Here is an 18,579-nt window from a genome sequence, read left to right as displayed (position 1 = left end):
CGGCTGCTCGGGCCGCTACTGCCCGGACAATATCTGCGCCGCACCGCCGATGCCGCGCCGGAAGGCTTCATCGAACGTCACGCCGCGAACCTGCCAGCGGTGCGTCTGGCCGGCCCAATCGATCTGCCATTGCGTGGTCCAGCCGAGTTGCCGGTCATCCCAGACCAGTCGCCCGATCAGAACCGCCTCCGCGTCCTGCTCGGCTGCAACAGGCGCAAGCGCCGACAATGGCATCGTCCCGAGCGTCTCGCCATTGATGTTCGATTTCGCCAATGCCGCCCCGCCGGGCAGCACGATAAGCATGCCGCGCTTGTCAGCCGCGGCGAGCAAGGCGTCGCGCTGCAGGTCGGACAGGGCTCCATCAATGGTCACGATGTAGTTCCTTGGGCCTTGCTCCATCGCGACAAAGACCGCAAGCACCGGACGGTGTGACAGCCAGGGCTTGAGGCCGAGCTTCTTGAGAATTTCATCGATCTTGCTTTCCTCAAAATCGACCGTCAGGTCGTAGGGCCGATCACGGGTGCCCTGCTCATCGCGAATGGGTTTGCCAAGGAATTGATCGCGATAGCTGAAGGTCGTGACAAAATCCTTTGCTTTCGATTTGTAGGGTGCCAATCGCCGATCACCGGCGAGTTTCTGCGCGCCGGATACCTTGATGAGGACGTCTTCCAGACATGTCGCGAAGCCGGCGATGCGGTTCGCTTCGCCCTGCCCTGTCACGGTGACCTTCGTGCGATAAAGCTCGGCGCCCGCGGCGGCCATGCCGCCGGCACACCAGATCAAGACGGCTGCAAGAAATGTCCTGACAATCGCGCGGTTCCGTTCGGGGATGCTGTTCTCTTCGGTCATGTGTTTGCTTTTGGGCATTCGTTCGTATCCTCGGAAACCCCAACCTTCCAAACAGCGCTGCCCATCAGTGAAATCAGGGACTTATTGCGTCATCTTTGCAGTCCGCCACCTTCAATCGCCGCCCTCCATCACTGCAAAACCTCGTCGCGGCGCAACATGCAAAATGAGACTACCGGTCAAGTTGTGGCAGGTGAAGCTGAGCGCTCTGCCTCCGTCATCAGTTAGTTTTCGCCCGTCGGTCCCGGTCGCCATGCATTCCGGCTGCACGATCAAGCAATCGGCCGTTCACGGCATGGCGAGTTTGGAACGACCTGAAGATACAAAAACTGACGATACAAGGGAGGGGTTCGATGTTTAAAAGCTGTGCGGGCCTGGTCGCGCTGAGCAGCCTGTTGCTTTCCGGCGCCGCCTTAGCTCAAGAGAAGATCAAGGTCGGCGTTACCGCGACACTCGAAGGCACCTATACCGTGCTCGGCGAAGACGGCATACGCGGACATCAGACGGCCATCAACACGCTCGGCAAGAAGGTCGGCGACAAGGAACTCGAATTCATCATCGCCTCGACGGACGCCACGCCCGATTCAGCGGTTCGCGCCGTACGCAAGCTGATCGAGCAGGACAAGGTCCAGATCCTGCTTTCACCCTTGTCCGGCGATGAAGGCATCGCAGTCAAGAATTTTGCCAAGACCCGGCCGGAGCTGACCTTCATCAACGCCGCTTCCGGCGCGCAGGAAACCACCTTCGTCGACCCGGCGCCGAACTTCTTCCGTTACAACATGGATGGCGCCCAATGGCAGGTCGGGCTTGGCAAATACGCCTATGAGACCAAGGGCTACAGGAAGATCGCAACGGTCGGCGAAGACTATTCGTTCATCTACACGCAGGTGTTCGGGCTCGTGCTCGAGTTCTGCGGCGCCGGCGGACAGATCACCAACCGGCAATGGGTGCCGCTCGGCACCAAGGACTTTGCCTCCGTCATTGCCGCCCTGCCGGATGATGTCGACGCGATCTATCTCGGCCTTGGCGGTGCCGACGCTGTCAACTTCCTGAACCAGTATCAGCAAGCCGGCGGCAAGGCGCATCTGATGGGCGGCTCGATCATGGTCGACCAGACCATCCTCTCCGCCAAGGGCAATGCCAAGAACGCTCTGCTCGGCACCATTGCCGCGAGCGGCCAGGCCGACACCTGGGAGGATCCGGGTTGGCAGAAGTTCGTGAAGGCCTACCAAGACGCCTTCCCGCCCAACAAGCGTTTCCCCAGCCCCTCGCTGCTCGCCACCAATTATTACGGCTCGACGATGGCGCTGATCCTGGCACTGCGTCAGGTGAACGGCGATCTCAGCAACAACCAGGCGAAATACAGAGAAGCGCTTGCCAAGATCGAGCTCGATGCGCCCAATGGCAAGATCAAGCTCGACTCCAACCGCCAGGCCATCGGCACCAACTTCGTCACCGAGGTGGTGGATGACGGCAAGGGCGCTCTGTTCAGCAAGGTGGTGAAGGTGATTCCGAACGTGAACCAGACGCTCGGCTATGATCCTGCGGTGTTCTCCAAGATCGGGCTTCCGAGCCGGACGGTTCCGGAGTGTAAGAAGTACTGACTCTTCGCATTTGCGAACGGGCTCCGGCGACGCCGGGGCCCGAACCTGGACGTGATCTTCCCTTGCATTCTCGCGGCGGATGTTGAACGCTGGTTCCAAAAGACAAGAACATCCCGCGGGAGGGAAGGCATGAGCAAGGCTCTCGCCGTCTTCCACGGCCGGTTCGGTCGCGCGACGGTCTATCAGTTGAACCGCCCCTTCAACATGCATGCGCATCGCGAAGGGCACCTGATTTTTCATGTCGGTGGAACGCCGGCGCGCATTGATGTGTGCGATGAGCGATGGCTTCTTGCAGAAGATTCCATTGTTGCCATCAACCCCTGGGAACCACACAATTTTGTCCCAACCGATGTGGAGAACGGCGCGATCTTCTTCGTGCTCTACGTCAATGCCGAATGGTTTGCCCCCGACGCGGCACGGGCTCACGGCCTGCGGTTCGGCCACACCTGTTTCAAGCGCACGGTCGCCCTCGACAGGCATATTCGGCGAACCGCGGCGCTGGTCTGCGGCGCACCATCGCTAAGCACCCTCGATAGTGAACTCAGGCAGTTGATCGACGGTTGCTATGAGGAAAGCTGGCAGAGTTCCGAGCCGGTGCAGGAGACGCGCACCGCCAGTGCCATCACCGACTTTCGCGTCCGCAAATCCATCAAGCTGATGTCGGAAAGCCCGGGCGCGGAGATCGAACTGGATTCGATCGCGCGGGCCTCCGGGCTGTCGCGCCCGCACTTCTACCGGCTGTTCCGCACCCAGACCGGCGTCACCCCGAACCTCTATCTCAATACACTGATCATGGAACAGGCGCTGGACGCACTCGTCGCGACCGAGGTGCCGATCGCCGATATCGGCTTCGATCTCGGCTTCTCCTCCCAGAGCGGCTTCACCCGTTTCTTCGCCGCCAATGTCGGGATGGCGCCGACCGAATACCGCCGCGCCGCCAAAGTCTTGCGCCCCTGAGCGCAGAGCGCGCGAAAAGATACTGACAATCAAGTGCAAGCTCCGCGGCCCCATTAGGATGGTCCTCAAAACGCGAGCCGAAACGGCCGCGGCGTCTGGGAGGACGGCATGGTGACGGCCGCGCTGCTACCGTGACAAGATTCATCGAACGCCATCCGGCATGGGCGCTGATCCTTCTGATCGCGGTCGCGGTGTTGCTGTGGCTGATCCTTGCCGTCTGGCCGCCCGGCCTCGAAGAGGCGTTCGGCAGGAAGCGGGTCTTTCTCAACGCCGTCTTCAACGGCATCACGCTCGGCGGCCTCTACTTCCTGGTGGCGAGCGGATTCACGTTGATCTTCGGGCTGATGCGCAACGTCAATCTCGCGCACGGCTCGCTCTATCTGTTCGGCGGCTATATCGGCTACGCCATCAGCGTTTGGACCGGCTCCTGGATCCTCGGCTTCATCGTCGCGTTTATCGGTGTCGCCCTGGTCGGCGTCGTGCTGCAAATCGTGGTCTTCCGCCGCATGGAGGGACAGGATCTGCGCCAGACCATGGTCACGATCGGGCTCTCGATCGTGTTTGCGGATCTGATGCTGTGGGCGTTCGGCGGCGACTTCTACCAGATCCAGACCCCGAGCTGGCTGGTCGGCCCGATCGAATTGCCGCTGGCCACCGCGGTCAGATCCTCCGGCGAGGCCGTCTATCTGCGTTATCCGCTGGTGCGGCTCGTGATCTTCGCAGCCGCCGTCATAATCGGCATCGCGATGTGGCTGGCGCTCAACCGGACCCGCATCGGGATGATGGTGCGCGCCGGCGTCGATGATCGCGACATGCTCGCCGCCACCGGCGTACCCATTCAGCTCGTTTTCGTGGCCGTGTTCGCCCTCGGCGCCGGGCTTGCCGGTATCGCGGGGGTCGTCGGCGGAACCTTTCAGTCGATCTCGCCCGGCGAGGACACCCGCTTTCTGCTGGCTTCCCTCGTCGTCGTCATCGTCGGCGGCATGGGATCGATCCCGGGTGCGGCGCTCGGCGCCGTCATCATCGGTCTCGCCGAGCAGCTCGGCTCGGTCTACATCCCGACCTACGCGATCGTGGTGACCTTCCTCATCATGGTGCTGGTGCTGGCGCTGCGGCCGCAGGGCCTGTTGGCGAGGCGATGACATGTCGTTGGTCCAGAGCACCCATCCTCAGACCAGTCAGCCGGCAAAGGCGCGCGCGATACTGCTGGCGTGGCCGGAATTCAACAAGCCGGCGGTCTGGCTGGTCGCCGTGATCCTCCTGATCATGCCGTTCATCGCCAACGGCTTCTTCCTGATCGAGATCTTTGCCACGACGCTGATCCTCGGCACCATCGCCCTCAGCCTGATGTTCCTGGCCGGCTATGGCGGCATGGTCAGCCTGATGCAGCTCACGGTCGCCGGCTTTGCTGCCTATATGGTCGCCGTGTTCGGCATGAGCGCCAACACCAATATCAGCCTCGGCTGGCCGTGGTGGCTCGCAACGCCGATGGCGCTGCTGCTCGCGACCGCCTTCGGCACGCTCGGCGGTGCGCTCGCGGTGCGCACCGAGGGCATCTACACCATCATGATCACGCTCGCGATCGGCGCGGCCTTTTACTACTTCACCAACCAGAACTGGGCGATCTTCGGCGGACATACCGGCATCAACACGGTCGCGACGCCGAAATTCTGGGGCGTCGACTGGCGCTCCGACATCCCCTTTTATTACGTCACGCTGGGTGTCGCGGCACTCTGCTATTTCGCGGTTCAATATGTCTCGCGCGCCCCGTTCGGCCTCGCGCTGCAGGGCGTGCGCGACAATCCCCGCCGCATGGCGGCGCTCGGCTTCAATGTCAACGCGCACCGCGTCGCGGCCTACGCCTTCGCGGCCTTCATCGCCGCGCTCGGCGGCGTCCTGCAGGTCTGGAACTACCGGCAGATCTCGCCCGGCTCGGTGAGCGTCGGCGCCTGCATCGACATCCTGATTATCGCCGTTGTCGGCGGCATCAGCCGTCCCGTCGGCCCCTACATCGGCGCCTTCATCTTCGTCATCCTGCGCACCTTCGCGCTCGATCTGCTGGTCAAGTTCGGGCTCGACGGCAATCGCTTCCGGCTGCTGATCGGTCTCGGCTTCCTCGCGATCGTGTTCTGGTCGTCGGACGGCGTGATCGGACTGTGGGAGCGCTGGCGCCGCCGCGCTGCGGCCACCGGCGCGCGTCCAAGCGGAGGGAAGCCGCATGGATAACGCTGCGCCACGTTTTTCATCGGTTGCGGCCGGCGCGGCGCTGGAACTGCGCGGCGTGACGCGGCTGTTCGGGGCGCTCGCGGCGCTCACCGACGTCACCATCACGGTTCGCCCGGGCGAGCGCCGCGCCGTGCTCGGCTCCAACGGCGCCGGCAAGACCACGCTGTTCAATTGCGTCACCGGCGATTTTCCGCCGTCCTCCGGCACCATCCGCTTCTTCGGCGAGGACATCACCCACTTCCCGCCTTATGAGCGGATCAGGCGCGGCTTGCGCCGCACCTACCAGATCTCGGCGCTATTCCCCGGTCTCTCGGTGCGGGACAATGTCTATCTTGCCTGCCGCGGCGTTTCCCGCGGGCGATTTTCGGTGCTGCGCCCCGGCACAAACGACGCGCTCATGCATGCGACCGAAGCGCTGATCCAGGCCGTGCATCTGACATCGGTCAGGGAGCAGCGGGTCGCGGAGCTCGCACATGGCCAGCAGCGGCAGCTCGAGATCGCGCTCGCGCTTGCCGGCGCCCCGCGCTTCATCCTGTTCGACGAGCCGGCCGCCGGACTATCCCCCACCGAACGGCGCGAGCTGATCGAGATCCTGACGTCGCTGCCCGCCCATATCGGCTACATCATCATCGAGCACGACATGGACGTCGCGCTGCGCGTCGTCGAAAGCGTCACGATGATGCACAACGGCCGTGTTTTCAAAGAGGGACTGCCTCACGAGATCGAAGCCGACCCCGAGGTTCAGGAACTCTATCTGGGGGCCGGCCATGAGTGAGGTCCGCCGCTCCACGCCCGCCCTCGAAGTCCGCGGCCTCGACGTCTATTACGGCCATTCGCATGCGCTGCAGGGTGTTGACCTGACGCTGGATTCCGGCGTGTTTTCGGTGGTCGGCCGCAACGGCATGGGCAAGACCACGCTGTGCAAGACCATCATGGGCCTGCTGCGGGCGAGCGGCGGTTCGGTCCGCGTGCGCGGCGAGGATATCACCCGTCTCAGTCCGGCGCGGATTGCGCAGATCGGTGTCGGCTATGTTCCGCAAGGACGCCGGCTGTGGCGGTCGCTCAGCGTCGACGAGCATCTGCGGTTAGCTGCCGGGATGCGGCGCGGCGCCTGGACCATCGACCGCATCTACGAGACATTTCCACGTCTGGCCGAGCGCAAGGACCATGGCGGCGGCCAGCTCTCCGGCGGCGAGCAGCAGATGCTGGCGATCTCGCGCGCGCTCCTGACCAATCCACAGCTTCTGATCATGGACGAGCCGACCGAAGGGCTTGCGCCCGTCATCGTCGCCCAGGTCGAGGACATGCTGGTGCGGCTCGGCGAGGACGGCGACATGTCGGTGCTGGTGATCGAGCAGAATATCGGCGTCGCCACCGCGATCTCGAAAAATGTGGCGATCATGGTCAATGGCCGCGTCAACCGCATCATCGACTCCGCGCGCCTGGCCGCCGACCGCGAGCTGCAGCAACGCCTGCTTGGCGTCGGCGTCGTTGGCGTCCATGCCGGGCCGGACCCGGAAATCGACGCCGCCGATGCCAGCGCCGAGGCCAAGGCGCGTCCCGTGCCGCCGCGCGCGCCAGGCACGGCGCCAGTCCGGATCTATATCTCCAATCCCACGCTGCCGACACGCTGGTCGCAGCCGGCCCCCATTGCGCGCATCGAGGCCGCAGCGCGCACGCTTTCAGCGGGCGTTACGCGGATCGAAGACGCCACCCGGCAAAGGCGCCAGGCCGGCGTCATCGTCCAAAGCGCGTCCGGCCCTCCCGTCGTTCTCGTGGTCGGAACGCTCGACACCAAGGGCGAGGAGTTGCGTTTCATCCGCGACGTGATTGCCGGACAGGGTTTGCGGACGCGGCTGATCGACGTCTCCACCAGCGGCAAGCTTTCCACCTGCGACGTCTCCGCCCAGGAAATCGCGCTCAATCATGGGCGCGGCGGGTCGGGCGTGTTCGGCGCCGATCGCGGCGCGTCGGTCTCCGCGATGGCGGACGCCTTCGCCAACTGGCTGCGCCGCCAGGGCAATATCGCGGGCATCATTTCGGCCGGCGGCTCCGGCGGCGCATCGCTGGTCGCGCCCGGCATGCGAGCCCTTCCCGTCGGCGTGCCAAAGCTCATCATCTCGTCGGTCGCATCGGGAGATGTCGGCCCCTATGTGGGCCCTGCCGATATCACAATGATGTATTCGGTCACCGACGTGCAGGGCCTCAATTCGATCTCGCGCGCCGTGCTCGCCAACGGCGCCAACGCCATTGCCGGCATGGTGAAGGCGCGGCTCGACAATCAAGCCGCGAACGAGCGCAGGGGGCAGGCCGATCTGCCGGCGGTTGGCATCACCATGTTCGGCGTGACGACGCCGGCCGTGCAGAAGATCGCGGCCGATCTTCGCAACGATTTCGAGTGCCTGGTCTTCCACGCCACCGGCGTCGGTGGCCGCTCGATGGAGAAGCTGGTCGATTCCGGAATGCTCGCAGCGGTGATCGACCTCACGACGACTGAGGTCTGCGATCTCCTGATGGGTGGCGTATTCCCGGCGACCGACGATCGCTTTGGCGCGATCATTCGCAGCCGCCTCCCCTTCATCGGCTCGGTCGGCGCGCTCGACATGGTCAATTTCGGTGCGCCCGATACGATTCCCGAACGCTACCGCGCGCGCAAATTCCACGTTCACAATCCGCAGGTGACCTTGATGCGCACCACGCCGGAGGAGAACGACCGGATCGGGCGCTGGATCGGCGACAGGCTCAACCGGATGGACGGGCCGGTGCGATTCTTCCTCCCCGAAGGCGGCGTCTCCGCACTCGATGCACCGGGACAGCCGTTCTGGGATCCGGAAGCCGACGCCGCGCTGTTCACCGCGCTGGAACGCAGCGTGCGCCAGACCGGCAATCGCCAACTCATCCGCATCAAGCGCCACATCAACGAGCCCGAATTTGCATCCGCCATCGCTGGCGCGCTCCGTCCTCTGATCGGACGCCCGGGGACACGTCGGAAAGTCGCGAGGTGACCATGGCGAAGTTCGAACGTTCAGCGATCCTGAAGAAGTTCCGCAACATGGCCGCCAGGGGCGAGCCGATCGTCGGCGGCGGCGCCGGCACCGGGCTATCGGCCAAATGCGAGGAGGCCGGCGGCGTCGACCTGATCGTCATCTACAATTCCGGCCGCTACCGCATGGCCGGCCGCGGTTCTCTCGCAGGCCTGATGCCTTACGGCGACGCCAATGCGATCGTGGTGGAGATGGCCGGCGAGGTGCTCCCGGTCGTCACCAAGACGCCGGTGCTGGCCGGTGTCAACGGCACCGATCCATTCCGCGACATGGACGCCTTCCTCGATCAGCTCAAGGCGCTGGGCTTTGCCGGCGTGCAGAATTTTCCGACCGTCGGGCTGATCGATGGCGTCTTCCGCGCGAACCTTGAGGAAACTGGAATGTCCTACGCGCTGGAGATCGACATGATCGCCAAGGCACGTGACAAGGACATGCTGACGACGCCCTACGTATTCAGCGAAAGCCAGGCCGCCGCGATGGCGATCGCGGGCGCCGACATCATCGTCTGCCACCTCGGCCTGACCACCGGCGGCGCGATCGGCGCGCACACCGCGCCCAAGCTCGAAGACTGCCCGGAGCAGATCGACACCTGGGCGGCGGCGGCGCTCAGCGTCAATCCGGACATACTGGTGCTGGCTCATGGCGGGCCCATCGCCGAGCCAGATGATGCCGACTTCATCATGAAACATACGCGCAAGTGCCACGGCTTCTACGGCGCTTCCTCGATGGAGCGCCTGCCGGTGGAGCGCGCGCTCACGGAACAGGTTCGTAAATTCAAGGCGATCGGCGCGCGGTAACGCCGAGGGCAAAGGGAGGAGAAGATGTCGGGGACTCTGGTTGGCGAGTTGATCCTCTGGCTGATCGTTGCGATCGTCGTGATCGCCATCATCGTCTATATCGTGAACTGGCTCTACCACCGCTCGTCGAAGGAAGTGTCCTTCGTCCGCACTGGTCTGTTGGGCGAACGCGTCGTGATCAACGGCGGCGCCTTCGTGCTGCCGTTCATTCACGACTACACGCCGGTCAACATGAACGTGCTGCCGATGGGCATCGTGCGCGCCAAGCATGACGCGGTCATTACCCGCGACCGCATGCGGATCGACATCGAGGCGGACTTTTACGTCCGCGTGCAGCCTACCCGCGAGGCGGTCGCGATTGCCGCCGCAACGCTCGGACGGCGCACCCTCGAACCCGAGCAGTTGCACGCTTTGCTCTCCGGTAAGTTCGTCTCCGCGATCCGCTCGGTCGCCGCGGAGATGACCATGGAACAGATGCATGAGCAGCGCGGCGAATACGTTGCCCGCGTCAAGGCCGCCGCCGCCGAAGCGCTGGCCCAGAACGGACTCGAGCTTGAATCGGTCGCCATAACCGATCTCGACCAAACCGATCTGGAATATTTCAACCCGTCGAACCGGTTCGACGCCGAGGGTCTGACCCGCCTGATGGAGGACATCGAAGCCAGGCGCAAGCTGCGCAATGACATCGAGCAGGATTCGATGATCAAGATCCGCTCCCGCAATCTCGAAGCCGAGCGCCAGGCACTTGAAATCGAGCGCGAGAGCGAGACCGCCCGCCTCGAACAGGAACGCGATATCGAGATGCGCCGGGCGCTGCAGCGCACGGAAGTGGCGCGCGAACGCGCGTTGCGCGAGACCGAGGCCGAACAGGCGCAGATTTCCGCCCGCGAGGCCATCGAGAAGGCCCGCATCGCCAATGAGCTTGCCATCGCCGAAGCCCGCATCGCTTCCGAACGCGAGACCCGTCACCGCGAGATCGAGAGGACGCGCGCGGTAGAGGAAAAGGAACTGCTGGCGCGCGAGGAGATCGAGAAAGCAAAAATCGCCAATCAGCGCGCGGTCGATACCGCCCGCATCGCCTCCGAGCGCGAAGTCCGCCAGCGTGACATCGAACGCACGCGATCGGTCGAGGAAGCCGAGATCATGGCCCGCGAAGCGGTCGAGAAGGCGCGCATCCAGCAGGATCGCGCCATCACCGACGCGCGGATCGCCAATGAGGAGGAAACCCGCAGGCGCGAAATCGAGCGCACCCGTGCGGTCGAGGAAGCTGAAATCGCTGCGCGCGAGGCAACCGAAAAGGCCCGTATCGCCCAGACCACGATCGTCAATGTCGAACGCATCGCTTCCGACGAGCGCACAAGGTCGCTGGAGATCGCGCAGGTTCGCACCATCCAGGAGGCGGAGATCGAGGCGCAGAAGGCCGTCGAAGCCGCACGGATCGCCCGCGAACGGACGCTGGCAGCCGAGCGGATCGCCGCCGAGCACACCACGCGCAAGCTGGAGATCGAACGCAATCAGGCGCTGGAAGTCGCCGGGATCACGGCGCGAGAGACCACCGAAGCCTCTCGCATCGCCCAGGAAGAGCGCGTTCGCTCGCTCGAAATCGCGCGCAACCGCGCCATCGAGGAAGCCGACATCGCCTCGCGCGAGGCGATCGAGGCCGCCCGCATTTCCCAGGAAAAGACGGTGGCCGCTCAGCGCATCCGGGCCGAGAAGGAAACGCGGGGGCTCGAAATCGACCGCACCGAGGCCATCGAGACCGCCGAACTCAAGCGGCGCGACGCGATCGAACGCCGGCGCGTCGAGGTCGAACTGGCGCTGGAGGCCGAACGCATCGCCTCATCGAAGACCCGCGAGGTGCTCAACATCGACCAGAAGAAAGCGGTCGAGATCGCGGACGAGGAGCGCGTAATTGCGCTCGCCGCCAAACGCTCCGAACGGATCGATGCCGACCGGCAGGTCAAGCAGGCCGAGATCAACGCGCGCAAGGAAGTCGAGACCACCGACGTCACGCGCGAACAGGCGCTAGAAGCCGCGCGGCTGGCGCGTCGCCGCGCGATCGAGCAACTCGAAGTCGCCCGCGTCCAGGCGCTGCAGGAAGCCGAGATCGCCTCCCGCGAGGAAGTCGAGCGGGCTCGCATCGCCTCCGACCGAGGCCTCGACGAAGCGCGGATAGGCCGCGAGCGCGACCTGCGGAAGTTAGAGGTTGGTCGAGAAAAGGACGTCGAGACAGCGCTGATGGAAAAGGCGATCGCCCTCTATCAGAAATCGCTGGAGGAATCCGCTGCCAAAGTCGCGGCCGAGGATGCCCGCGTGCACGCGACGGAAGCGGCCGAGCGCGTGGTCACCGCCCGCGAAAGCGAGATCGCCAAGCGGCGCAAGACCGTGGAAGTGCTGCTCGCCGAGAAGCAGGCGGAAGAAACCAGGATCGCGGCCGAGGCCGAGCGCGTGCGCGCCGCGGTCGAGGCCGAAGCACAGCGGCTGCTCAACGAAGCCGAGAACGTGCTCACCGACCAGGCGCGCTACTCGCTGTTCCGCCGCAAGCTGCTCGACCGCATCGAGGGCATCGTGCGCGAGAGCGTCAAGCCGATGGAGAAGATCGAAGGCATCCGCATTCTCAGTGTCGACGGCCTCAACGGCAATGGCATCGGCGGCGGTGGCGGTGGCCGCAGCGCCACCGACGAGGTGATCGATTCGGCGCTGCGTTATCGCGTCCAGGCGCCACTGATCGACTCGATCCTTTCCGATATCGGCGTCGAGGGCGGAAGCCTTGCCAAGATGCCCGGCCTCATTCGCGAGGCCCGCGACATGCAGGGCATCAAGGATTCGACATCCCGCAAGGGGAAATCCGACGCAGCGCCTTCCGGTGACGCGCCCGGCGAGCCCCCTGCCGAGCGCGGTCCGCGCAAGAAGGGATAAGAGCAAGCCATGGCCCGGGTCTACGTCTCTACCGTCGTCAACGCCCGCAATGACCGCGTCTGGGCGCGGGTGCGCGACTTCAACGGCATGCCCAACTGGCATCCCGCCATCGCGGAGAGCCGCATCGAGGGCGGCGAGCCCTCGGACAAGATCGGCTGCGTGCGTGATTTCCGCCTGCGCAATGGCGATCGCATCCGCGAAAAGCTGCTCGGGCTCTCCGACTACGACATGTTCTGCACCTACTCCATCCTGGAGTCGCCGATGGGAGTGGAGAACTACGTTGCTACCTTGCGGCTGACGCCGGTGACCGACGGCGACCAGACTTTTCTGGAATGGACCGCCGAGTTCGACTGCGCGCCCGAGCGCGAGAACGAACTCGTTAACAACATCGGCGCCGGCGTGTTCCAGGGCGGCTTCGACGCGCTCAAGCGCGCTTTCGGAGGCTAGCGTGCCGCATATCGTCAAAAGCACGATCCTCGACGCGCCGACCGGCGCGGTCTGGAACGTGCTGCGCGATTTCAACGGCCACGACCGCTGGCACCCGGCGGTAGCAACCAGCACGATCGAGCGCGCGCAGGCCTCCGACAAGATCGGCTGTATCAGGCGCTTCAAGCTGCAGGACGGCTCGGAGTTGCGCGAGCAATTGCTGGCGCTGTCGGACCTCGAACAGACCTTCAGCTATTGCCTGCTCGATACGCCGATCCCGATGTTCAACTATGTCGCCCATGTCCGCCTGCTGCCGGTCACCGACGGCGACCGCACCTTCTGGCACTGGGAATCCCGGTTCACCACGCGGCCCGCGGATGCCGAGCGGCTGACCCAGATGGTCGCGGAAGAGATCTATCAAGCCGGCTTCGACGCCATTCGCCGGCACCTGAAGGAGGCCACATGAACGCGGAGGCAACGCCATGCCCGTCACGGTGAGGACATTTGCGAGTTTTAGCGAGGCGGCTTCCGCTTTGTCGTCCGACCGCAGCGCGCGCTATCTCGGCGGCGGCACGCTTGTCATGCGCGCCCTCAACGAGGGCGATGTTTCGATCTCGACGGTGGTGCGCGCGACCGACCGCGCGCTGATGCGCATCGACGTCGCAAGTTCGCGCGTTACGATCGGGGCCGGAGTTACCTTCGCAAAAATTCTGGCCGAGCGCGAGCTGACCTTTCTGCACGCGCCCGCGCGCTCGATCGGCGGGCCGGCTGTGCGCAACATGGGCACGGTGGGCGGCAATCTGTTCGCACCAAACCCCTATGGCGATTTCACCGTCGCCCTGCTCGCGCTCGACGCCACCGTTTCCGTGCAGGGCGGCCTCGGCGCCCGCGATATGCCCATCGAGGAATTCCTGCAGTCCCGCGAACGCCAGAGCGGCGCGCTGGTGCTGGCGGTCTCCTGTCAGCGCCCCGCGGGCGCCGACGCCTTCCGCTATCGCAAGATCGCCCGCATCAAGCCGAAGGGCGGCTCGGTGATCACGCTGGCCGCACATCTGCCGGTCAGCGGCGGCCGTGTCTCGGGCGCGCGCATCGCGCTGGGCTCGATGGCCGCGACGCAAATTCGCGCCCGGGCCGCCGAGCGAGCGCTCGAAGGACGTCCGCTCGACGATTCCGCGATCAGCGCGGCTGCCGCGGCGGCAGCGGAGGGCGTATCGCCGGCCGACAACGCGCTCGGCAGCGCCTGGTATCGCCGCGAGATCGTTGGCGTCCATCTTCGCCGTCTCTTGTCCGGCCTGGAGTAAGCGTTCATGACAAAAACTCCGCTCCAGTTTCGTCACAATGGCCGCGACGTCGCCGTGTTCGTCGACGGCGGCGTCAATCTGCTGGTCGCGCTCCGCGAATTGATCGGCGACATGACGCCGAAATTCGGCTGCGGCCAGGGCGGCTGCGGCGCCTGCAGCGTGCTGATCGACGGCGAACTGCATCTTTCTTGTCTCACGCTGGCGGAGACCGTCAACGGGCGCGCCGTCGAAACGCTCGACGGGTTGAAGGACGGCCCCAACCTGCATCCGCTGCAGCGCGCCTTCATGGAGCAATTCGCAGCCCAGTGCGGCTACTGCACCCCGGGCATGCTGATGGCGGCGAAGGCGCTGCTCGATCGCAATCCTTCGCCGACCCGCGCCGAGGTCATCGAAACGATATCAGGCAATATCTGCCGCTGCACCGGCTACGAGCCGATCATCAATGCCGTCCTCGCCGCTGCCTCTGGCGGACGGGCTCGCGCCTGAAGGAAACGACTATGCTGGAACTGCGCAAGGACATCTTCGCCGACGAGCGCGACGACAATCTGAAAGAGATTGGCAAGGGCACGCAGCGGCAGGACATGCTCGGCCATGTCACGGGCACCTCGACCTATTTCGACGACCACAAGCTGCAGGGCATGCTGCATCTCAAGGTCCTGCGCAGCCCGCACGCCCACGCCCGCCTGCGCCGAGTCGATACGATGGAAGCGGAGCGCTCGCCCGGCGTCCGGCGCATCATTCGTGGCGCCGACGTGCCGGTCAATCTCAACACGCTCCTTAGCCTGATCAATTTCGGCAAGGACGACGAACCTTCCTTGGCGGTCGACAAGGTGCGCTACAAGGGCGAGCCGATCGTCGCCATCGTCGCCGACAGCCCGCGTGAAGCCTATGAGGCGATCGCGAAAGTGCGTGTCGATTACGAGCCGCTTCCCGCGGTGTTCGACGTCGAGGAAGCTCTTAAGCCCGGCGCGCCCGTCGTCAACGACGTCTACCCCAAGAACACCTTCGTCTATCACGACGTCTACGATCATCAGAAACTGCGCTTCGGCGATGTCGAGCGCGGCTTTGCCGAGGCCGATCATGTCCTCGAACAGCGCTACCAGATGTCGCCGATCGAGCACGCGCCGACCGAAACCAATGGTTCGATCGCAGCGCCCGACACCAATGGCCGCTATGTCGTCTACACCTCGACGCAGGCGCTATTCTTCTCGCTTGATACCTGCGCAAAAATCCTCGACGTCCCCTCCAACACCTTCCATTTCATCGGTGGAACCGTGGGCGGCGGTTTCGGCGGCAAAGTGGATACGCTAACCGAGCCGCTCGCCATCCTCGGTGCGATGCTGACCGGACGTCCGGTGCGCTATCAGCTCGGCCGTGAAGAGGAGATGCAGTTCGGCTCGCCGCGCGGCGCCGAGCGCATCTACATCAAAGACGGCGTGATGCGCGACGGCCGCATCGTCGCCCGCAAGATCCGCGCCTATTTCGACAGCGGCGCCTATACAAGGCTCTCAAGTTACGCCGTCGTCAAATGCGTGGCTCACCTGCCCGGGCCCTATACGATTCCGAACGTCCATGGCGACGTCTATTGCGTGTTCACCAACCGCACGCCTGCGACTGCGATGCGCGGCTTCGGCGTCACCGCGATGGACTTTGCGCTCGAATGCCAGATGGACAAGCTCGCTCATCTCGTCGGCATGGATCCGATGGAATTCCGCATCCTCAACGCCTATCGCGACGGCGACATGAAGGCGCACCGGCGCGAGGCCAAGAACACCGCCCTGATCGAATGCGTGCAGGTCGCGGCCGAGAAGGCAAAATGGCCGCTGCGCGAAGAGGTGAAGCGGATGTCGTCGCGCAAGGACGGCGGCGGCAGCCGCGCGGCGATTTCGCCGACGCCGCTCGAGCCTGCCCTGCAACGTGCCGCGGTTTCGCAGCAGCGCACCACCTATGACCGCGCGCCTGCGGCGGCGGCCGTCCAGCCACCGCCATCTGCGCCGACACCGCCTGCCCCGCCGCCAAGGCCCCCGGCTTCGTCACCCTCGCATGGCGCCACCCGCTTCTCCTCCGTCTTCGGCACTAGGAGGCGCTGACCATGGCAAAGCATCGCGGACGCGGCATCGCCTCGATCAACTATCCCATCGGCATGAACCTCGGCGGCGACCCCAGCCAGGCGCTGGTTCACTCCAACCCCAGCGGCAAGTTCACGGTGTCGCTGTCGTCGATCGATCTCGGCCAGGGCATGAAATCGGTGACACGGCAGATCTGCGCCGAGACGCTCGGCGTACCGGTCGAGGATGTCTATGTCGATACCGCCGATTCCGACACCGGCCCGCATTGCATGGGCTCGTTCGCCTCGCGCGGCACCCATCGCGTCGGCAACGCGGTGATGGCGGCAGCAAAAGAGGCCCGCGGCGTCATGATGGAGGCCGCCGCTGAGGAGCTGGAGGTCAACGCCGCCGACCTCGACACCGACGGGCGCGGCAACATCCACGTCAAGGGCGCGCCGCACCGCTCGATCTCCACCAAGGACGTCGCCATCGCGGCGCAGTTCAAGCAAGGCAGGACGATCTCGGGACGCGGCATCTTTCTGGTGCCGCTGTCGGAAGTGAACCCCGAGACCGGCGAGATGTCGCCCGCCACGTGCTACGCGCACGCCTGCCTGGTCGCCGAAGTCGAGGTCGACGACGAGACCGGCGAGGTCGCGATGGTGCGCATGGACAGCGCATATGAACTCGGCCGTGCACTGAATCCACGCCTGGTAGAGCAACAACTCGTCGGCGGCGCGTGGATGGGCGTCAGCCACGCCCTGTTTGAAACGCCCGAACCTTATTATCCCGATCCGGCGCACGGCCCGCGCGACTTCGTCGAATACCTGATGCCCGGCCCCGGCGACATCTGCCCGCACGATATCGCGGTGCTGGAACGCCCCGCCGCCGACGGGCCGTTCGGCGCCAAGGGCCCCGGCGAGATGTGCGCCAACCCCGTGCTGCCCGCGGTCGCCAACGCGATCTTCAATGCCGTCGGCGTGCGGATGGATGAATTGCCGATCACGCCGGAAAAAGTCCTGCGGGCGATCAAGGCGCAGGGCGGCGCGCGACCGCAAGCGAGGCGCTGAGGTTTTGCATGACGGTTCGCGGCAACATTGTTGGCATCGACAGCCCCGAGGCGCTCGAACGTGCCTTGCGCACGGCGTATTACCTTGCTGACGACGGCCTCGCAACGGCGGCCTATCTTGGGCTGGCACTCGGCAAGCCGCTGCTTTTGGAAGGCGCGCCCGGTGTCGGCAAGACCGAGGCCGCCAAGGCCATCGCCGCCGTGCTCGGCCGCCGCCTCATCCGCCTGCAATGCTATGAGGGCATCGACGCATCCGCCGCGCTCTACGAGTGGAACTATCCGCGACAGATGCTTGCGATCCGCCAGGCCGGCGAGGAGAGCATCGATATCTACGGCGAGACGTTCCTGATCGAACGGCCGATGCTCGCCGCCTTGCGCGCGCCCGACTCCACCGTGCTGCTGATCGATGAAATCGACCGCGCCGACCAGGAGTTCGAGGCGTTCCTGCTCGAATTCCTCTCCGATTTCCAGATTTCGATTCCCGAACGCGGCACGGTGCGCGCCGCCGAACGGCCTGTCGTCGTGCTGACCTCGAACCGCACCCGCGACCTGCACGAGGCGCTGCGCCGCCGCTGCGTCTATCACTGGATCGATTATCCCACCGCCGAGCGCGAAGCGCGCATCGTGATGATGCGGGCATCGAGTGTTGCCGAAGCAACCGCGCGCGCCGTCGTCGTCGCCGTTGGCAAGCTCCGGCGCGAGCCACTGAGCAAGGCGCCCGGCATTGCGGAAGCCGTGGACTGGGCCGAAGCGGCCACGCTCCTGCACGCGCGCGGCGCGCGCTGGCCGGATGCCTTCAAGCGTTCGATCGGCGTCGCGTTGAAGGACGAGGAGGATCTCACCTTCATCTCCGGCCGGCTCGATGCCCTGATTGCGGAGGCTGCCGCGTGAGTGACGAACTTCGATTACCGCGCGCCGCCGGCGTCTTCGTATCCTTTGTCGCGCTGCTGCGCGTCAACGGCTTTGCGGTGGCGCCGGAACAGACCACGGCGTTCCTGGCAGCGATCGAACTGTTGGGGCCACGCAGCATGGAAGCGATCCGCCAAGCGGGGCTGGCGACGCTCGCCCCGCCGCCCGAGCGGCGTGCCACCTACGATCGCCTGTTCGACCTGCATTTCCTCGGCAGCGAAGCAGTCGATCATGCGGGCGCGGAAGATGAAGAAGTCGTTCGCCTGCAGGAGGAAGGCCGCGGCGAAGACGAGACATTGCTGGCCGATGAAACCAACGAATCCGGACTTCTTGCGGCCCATGCCGAAGCGCTGGTCGAACGACGCTTCGCGCCAGGAACGACTGGCGATGCCTTACGAAAACTTTCACGCGAAGCCCCCGCCCGCCTGCCGCGACG

General features: G+C 64.9%; 16 protein-coding genes and 1 pseudogene. 16 read left to right on the top strand and 1 reads right to left on the bottom strand.

Annotated features, from left to right (window positions below; all coding sequences use genetic code 11):
• Positions 1-15: 15 nt before the first annotated feature.
• A complete protein-coding gene (locus CQ14_RS01270; RefSeq protein ID WP_245320104.1) occupies positions 16-867 on the bottom strand; it encodes a DUF2066 domain-containing protein in 852 nt (283 codons plus the stop codon).
• 332 nt (positions 868-1,199) lie between these two features.
• Here CQ14_RS01270 and CQ14_RS01265 point away from each other — a divergent pair, with 332 nt between their 5' ends.
• The 16 genes and pseudogenes from CQ14_RS01265 to CQ14_RS01190 form a co-directional block, all read left to right on the top strand.
• A complete protein-coding gene (locus tag CQ14_RS01265) occupies positions 1,200-2,450 on the top strand; it encodes an ABC transporter substrate-binding protein (RefSeq protein ID WP_057856141.1) in 1,251 nt (416 codons plus the stop codon).
• Between the two features lie 129 nt (positions 2,451-2,579).
• Positions 2,580-3,407, top strand: coding sequence for an AraC family transcriptional regulator (locus CQ14_RS01260; RefSeq protein WP_057856140.1), 828 nt, complete (start codon positions 2,580-2,582; stop codon positions 3,405-3,407).
• A gap of 131 nt (positions 3,408-3,538) precedes the next feature.
• Positions 3,539-4,549, top strand: a complete 1,011-nt coding sequence (locus CQ14_RS01255) for a branched-chain amino acid ABC transporter permease (RefSeq protein ID WP_057856139.1) — start codon at positions 3,539-3,541, stop codon at positions 4,547-4,549.
• Between the two features lies 1 nt (position 4,550).
• Positions 4,551-5,633 (top strand): branched-chain amino acid ABC transporter permease, encoded by a 1,083-nt coding sequence (locus CQ14_RS01250; protein WP_057856138.1) that lies wholly within the window; start codon positions 4,551-4,553, stop codon positions 5,631-5,633.
• The gene (locus CQ14_RS01245) at positions 5,626-6,408 is read left to right on the top strand and encodes an ABC transporter ATP-binding protein (protein ID WP_057856137.1); all 783 of its coding nucleotides are present in this window, start codon (positions 5,626-5,628) and stop codon (positions 6,406-6,408) included. Before CQ14_RS01250 ends, CQ14_RS01245 begins: the two co-directional genes overlap by 8 nt.
• On the top strand, positions 6,401-8,638 hold the full coding sequence (locus tag CQ14_RS01240; protein WP_057856136.1) for an ABC transporter permease: 2,238 nt from the start codon (positions 6,401-6,403) through the stop codon (positions 8,636-8,638). The genes CQ14_RS01245 and CQ14_RS01240 overlap by 8 nt, the downstream gene beginning before the upstream one ends.
• A 2-nt stretch (positions 8,639-8,640) precedes the next feature.
• The gene (locus CQ14_RS01235) at positions 8,641-9,474 is read left to right on the top strand and encodes a phosphoenolpyruvate hydrolase family protein (protein ID WP_057856135.1); all 834 of its coding nucleotides are present in this window, start codon (positions 8,641-8,643) and stop codon (positions 9,472-9,474) included.
• A gap of 24 nt (positions 9,475-9,498) precedes the next feature.
• Positions 9,499-12,393 carry a flotillin family protein gene (locus CQ14_RS01230; RefSeq protein WP_057856134.1) on the top strand — a complete coding sequence of 965 codons (2,895 nt, stop codon included), beginning with the start codon at positions 9,499-9,501 and terminating at the stop codon, positions 12,391-12,393.
• Positions 12,394-12,402: 9 nt separating this feature from the next.
• Positions 12,403-12,840, top strand: coding sequence for an SRPBCC family protein (locus tag CQ14_RS01225; protein ID WP_057856133.1), 438 nt, complete (start codon positions 12,403-12,405; stop codon positions 12,838-12,840).
• Between the two features lies 1 nt (position 12,841).
• Complete coding sequence (locus tag CQ14_RS01220; RefSeq protein WP_057856132.1) at positions 12,842-13,285, top strand: SRPBCC family protein; 444 nt, start codon at positions 12,842-12,844, stop codon at positions 13,283-13,285.
• A 16-nt stretch (positions 13,286-13,301) separates the two neighbouring features.
• Entirely contained in the window at positions 13,302-14,120 is an 819-nt protein-coding gene (locus tag CQ14_RS01215) for an FAD binding domain-containing protein (protein ID WP_057856131.1), read from the top strand.
• A gap of 6 nt (positions 14,121-14,126) precedes the next feature.
• Complete coding sequence (locus CQ14_RS01210; protein WP_057856130.1) at positions 14,127-14,606, top strand: (2Fe-2S)-binding protein; 480 nt, start codon at positions 14,127-14,129, stop codon at positions 14,604-14,606.
• 11 nt (positions 14,607-14,617) lie between these two features.
• Positions 14,618-16,210 carry a xanthine dehydrogenase family protein molybdopterin-binding subunit gene (locus tag CQ14_RS01205; protein WP_057856129.1) on the top strand — a complete coding sequence of 531 codons (1,593 nt, stop codon included), beginning with the start codon at positions 14,618-14,620 and terminating at the stop codon, positions 16,208-16,210.
• Positions 16,211-16,212: 2 nt separating this feature from the next.
• The gene (locus CQ14_RS01200; protein ID WP_057856128.1) at positions 16,213-17,235 is read left to right on the top strand and encodes a xanthine dehydrogenase family protein molybdopterin-binding subunit; all 1,023 of its coding nucleotides are present in this window, start codon (positions 16,213-16,215) and stop codon (positions 17,233-17,235) included.
• Positions 17,236-17,243: 8 nt separating this feature from the next.
• Complete coding sequence (locus tag CQ14_RS01195; protein ID WP_057856127.1) at positions 17,244-18,125, top strand: AAA family ATPase; 882 nt, start codon at positions 17,244-17,246, stop codon at positions 18,123-18,125.
• Positions 18,122-18,579, top strand: a pseudogene (locus CQ14_RS01190) (hypothetical protein); the annotation flags it as partial. The gene CQ14_RS01195 and the pseudogene CQ14_RS01190, both read left to right, overlap by 4 nt.

This window comes from Bradyrhizobium lablabi (assembly GCF_001440475.1).
GTDB lineage: Bacteria > Pseudomonadota > Alphaproteobacteria > Rhizobiales > Xanthobacteraceae > Bradyrhizobium > Bradyrhizobium lablabi.
This window is presented reverse-complemented; position numbering and strand designations above follow the sequence as displayed.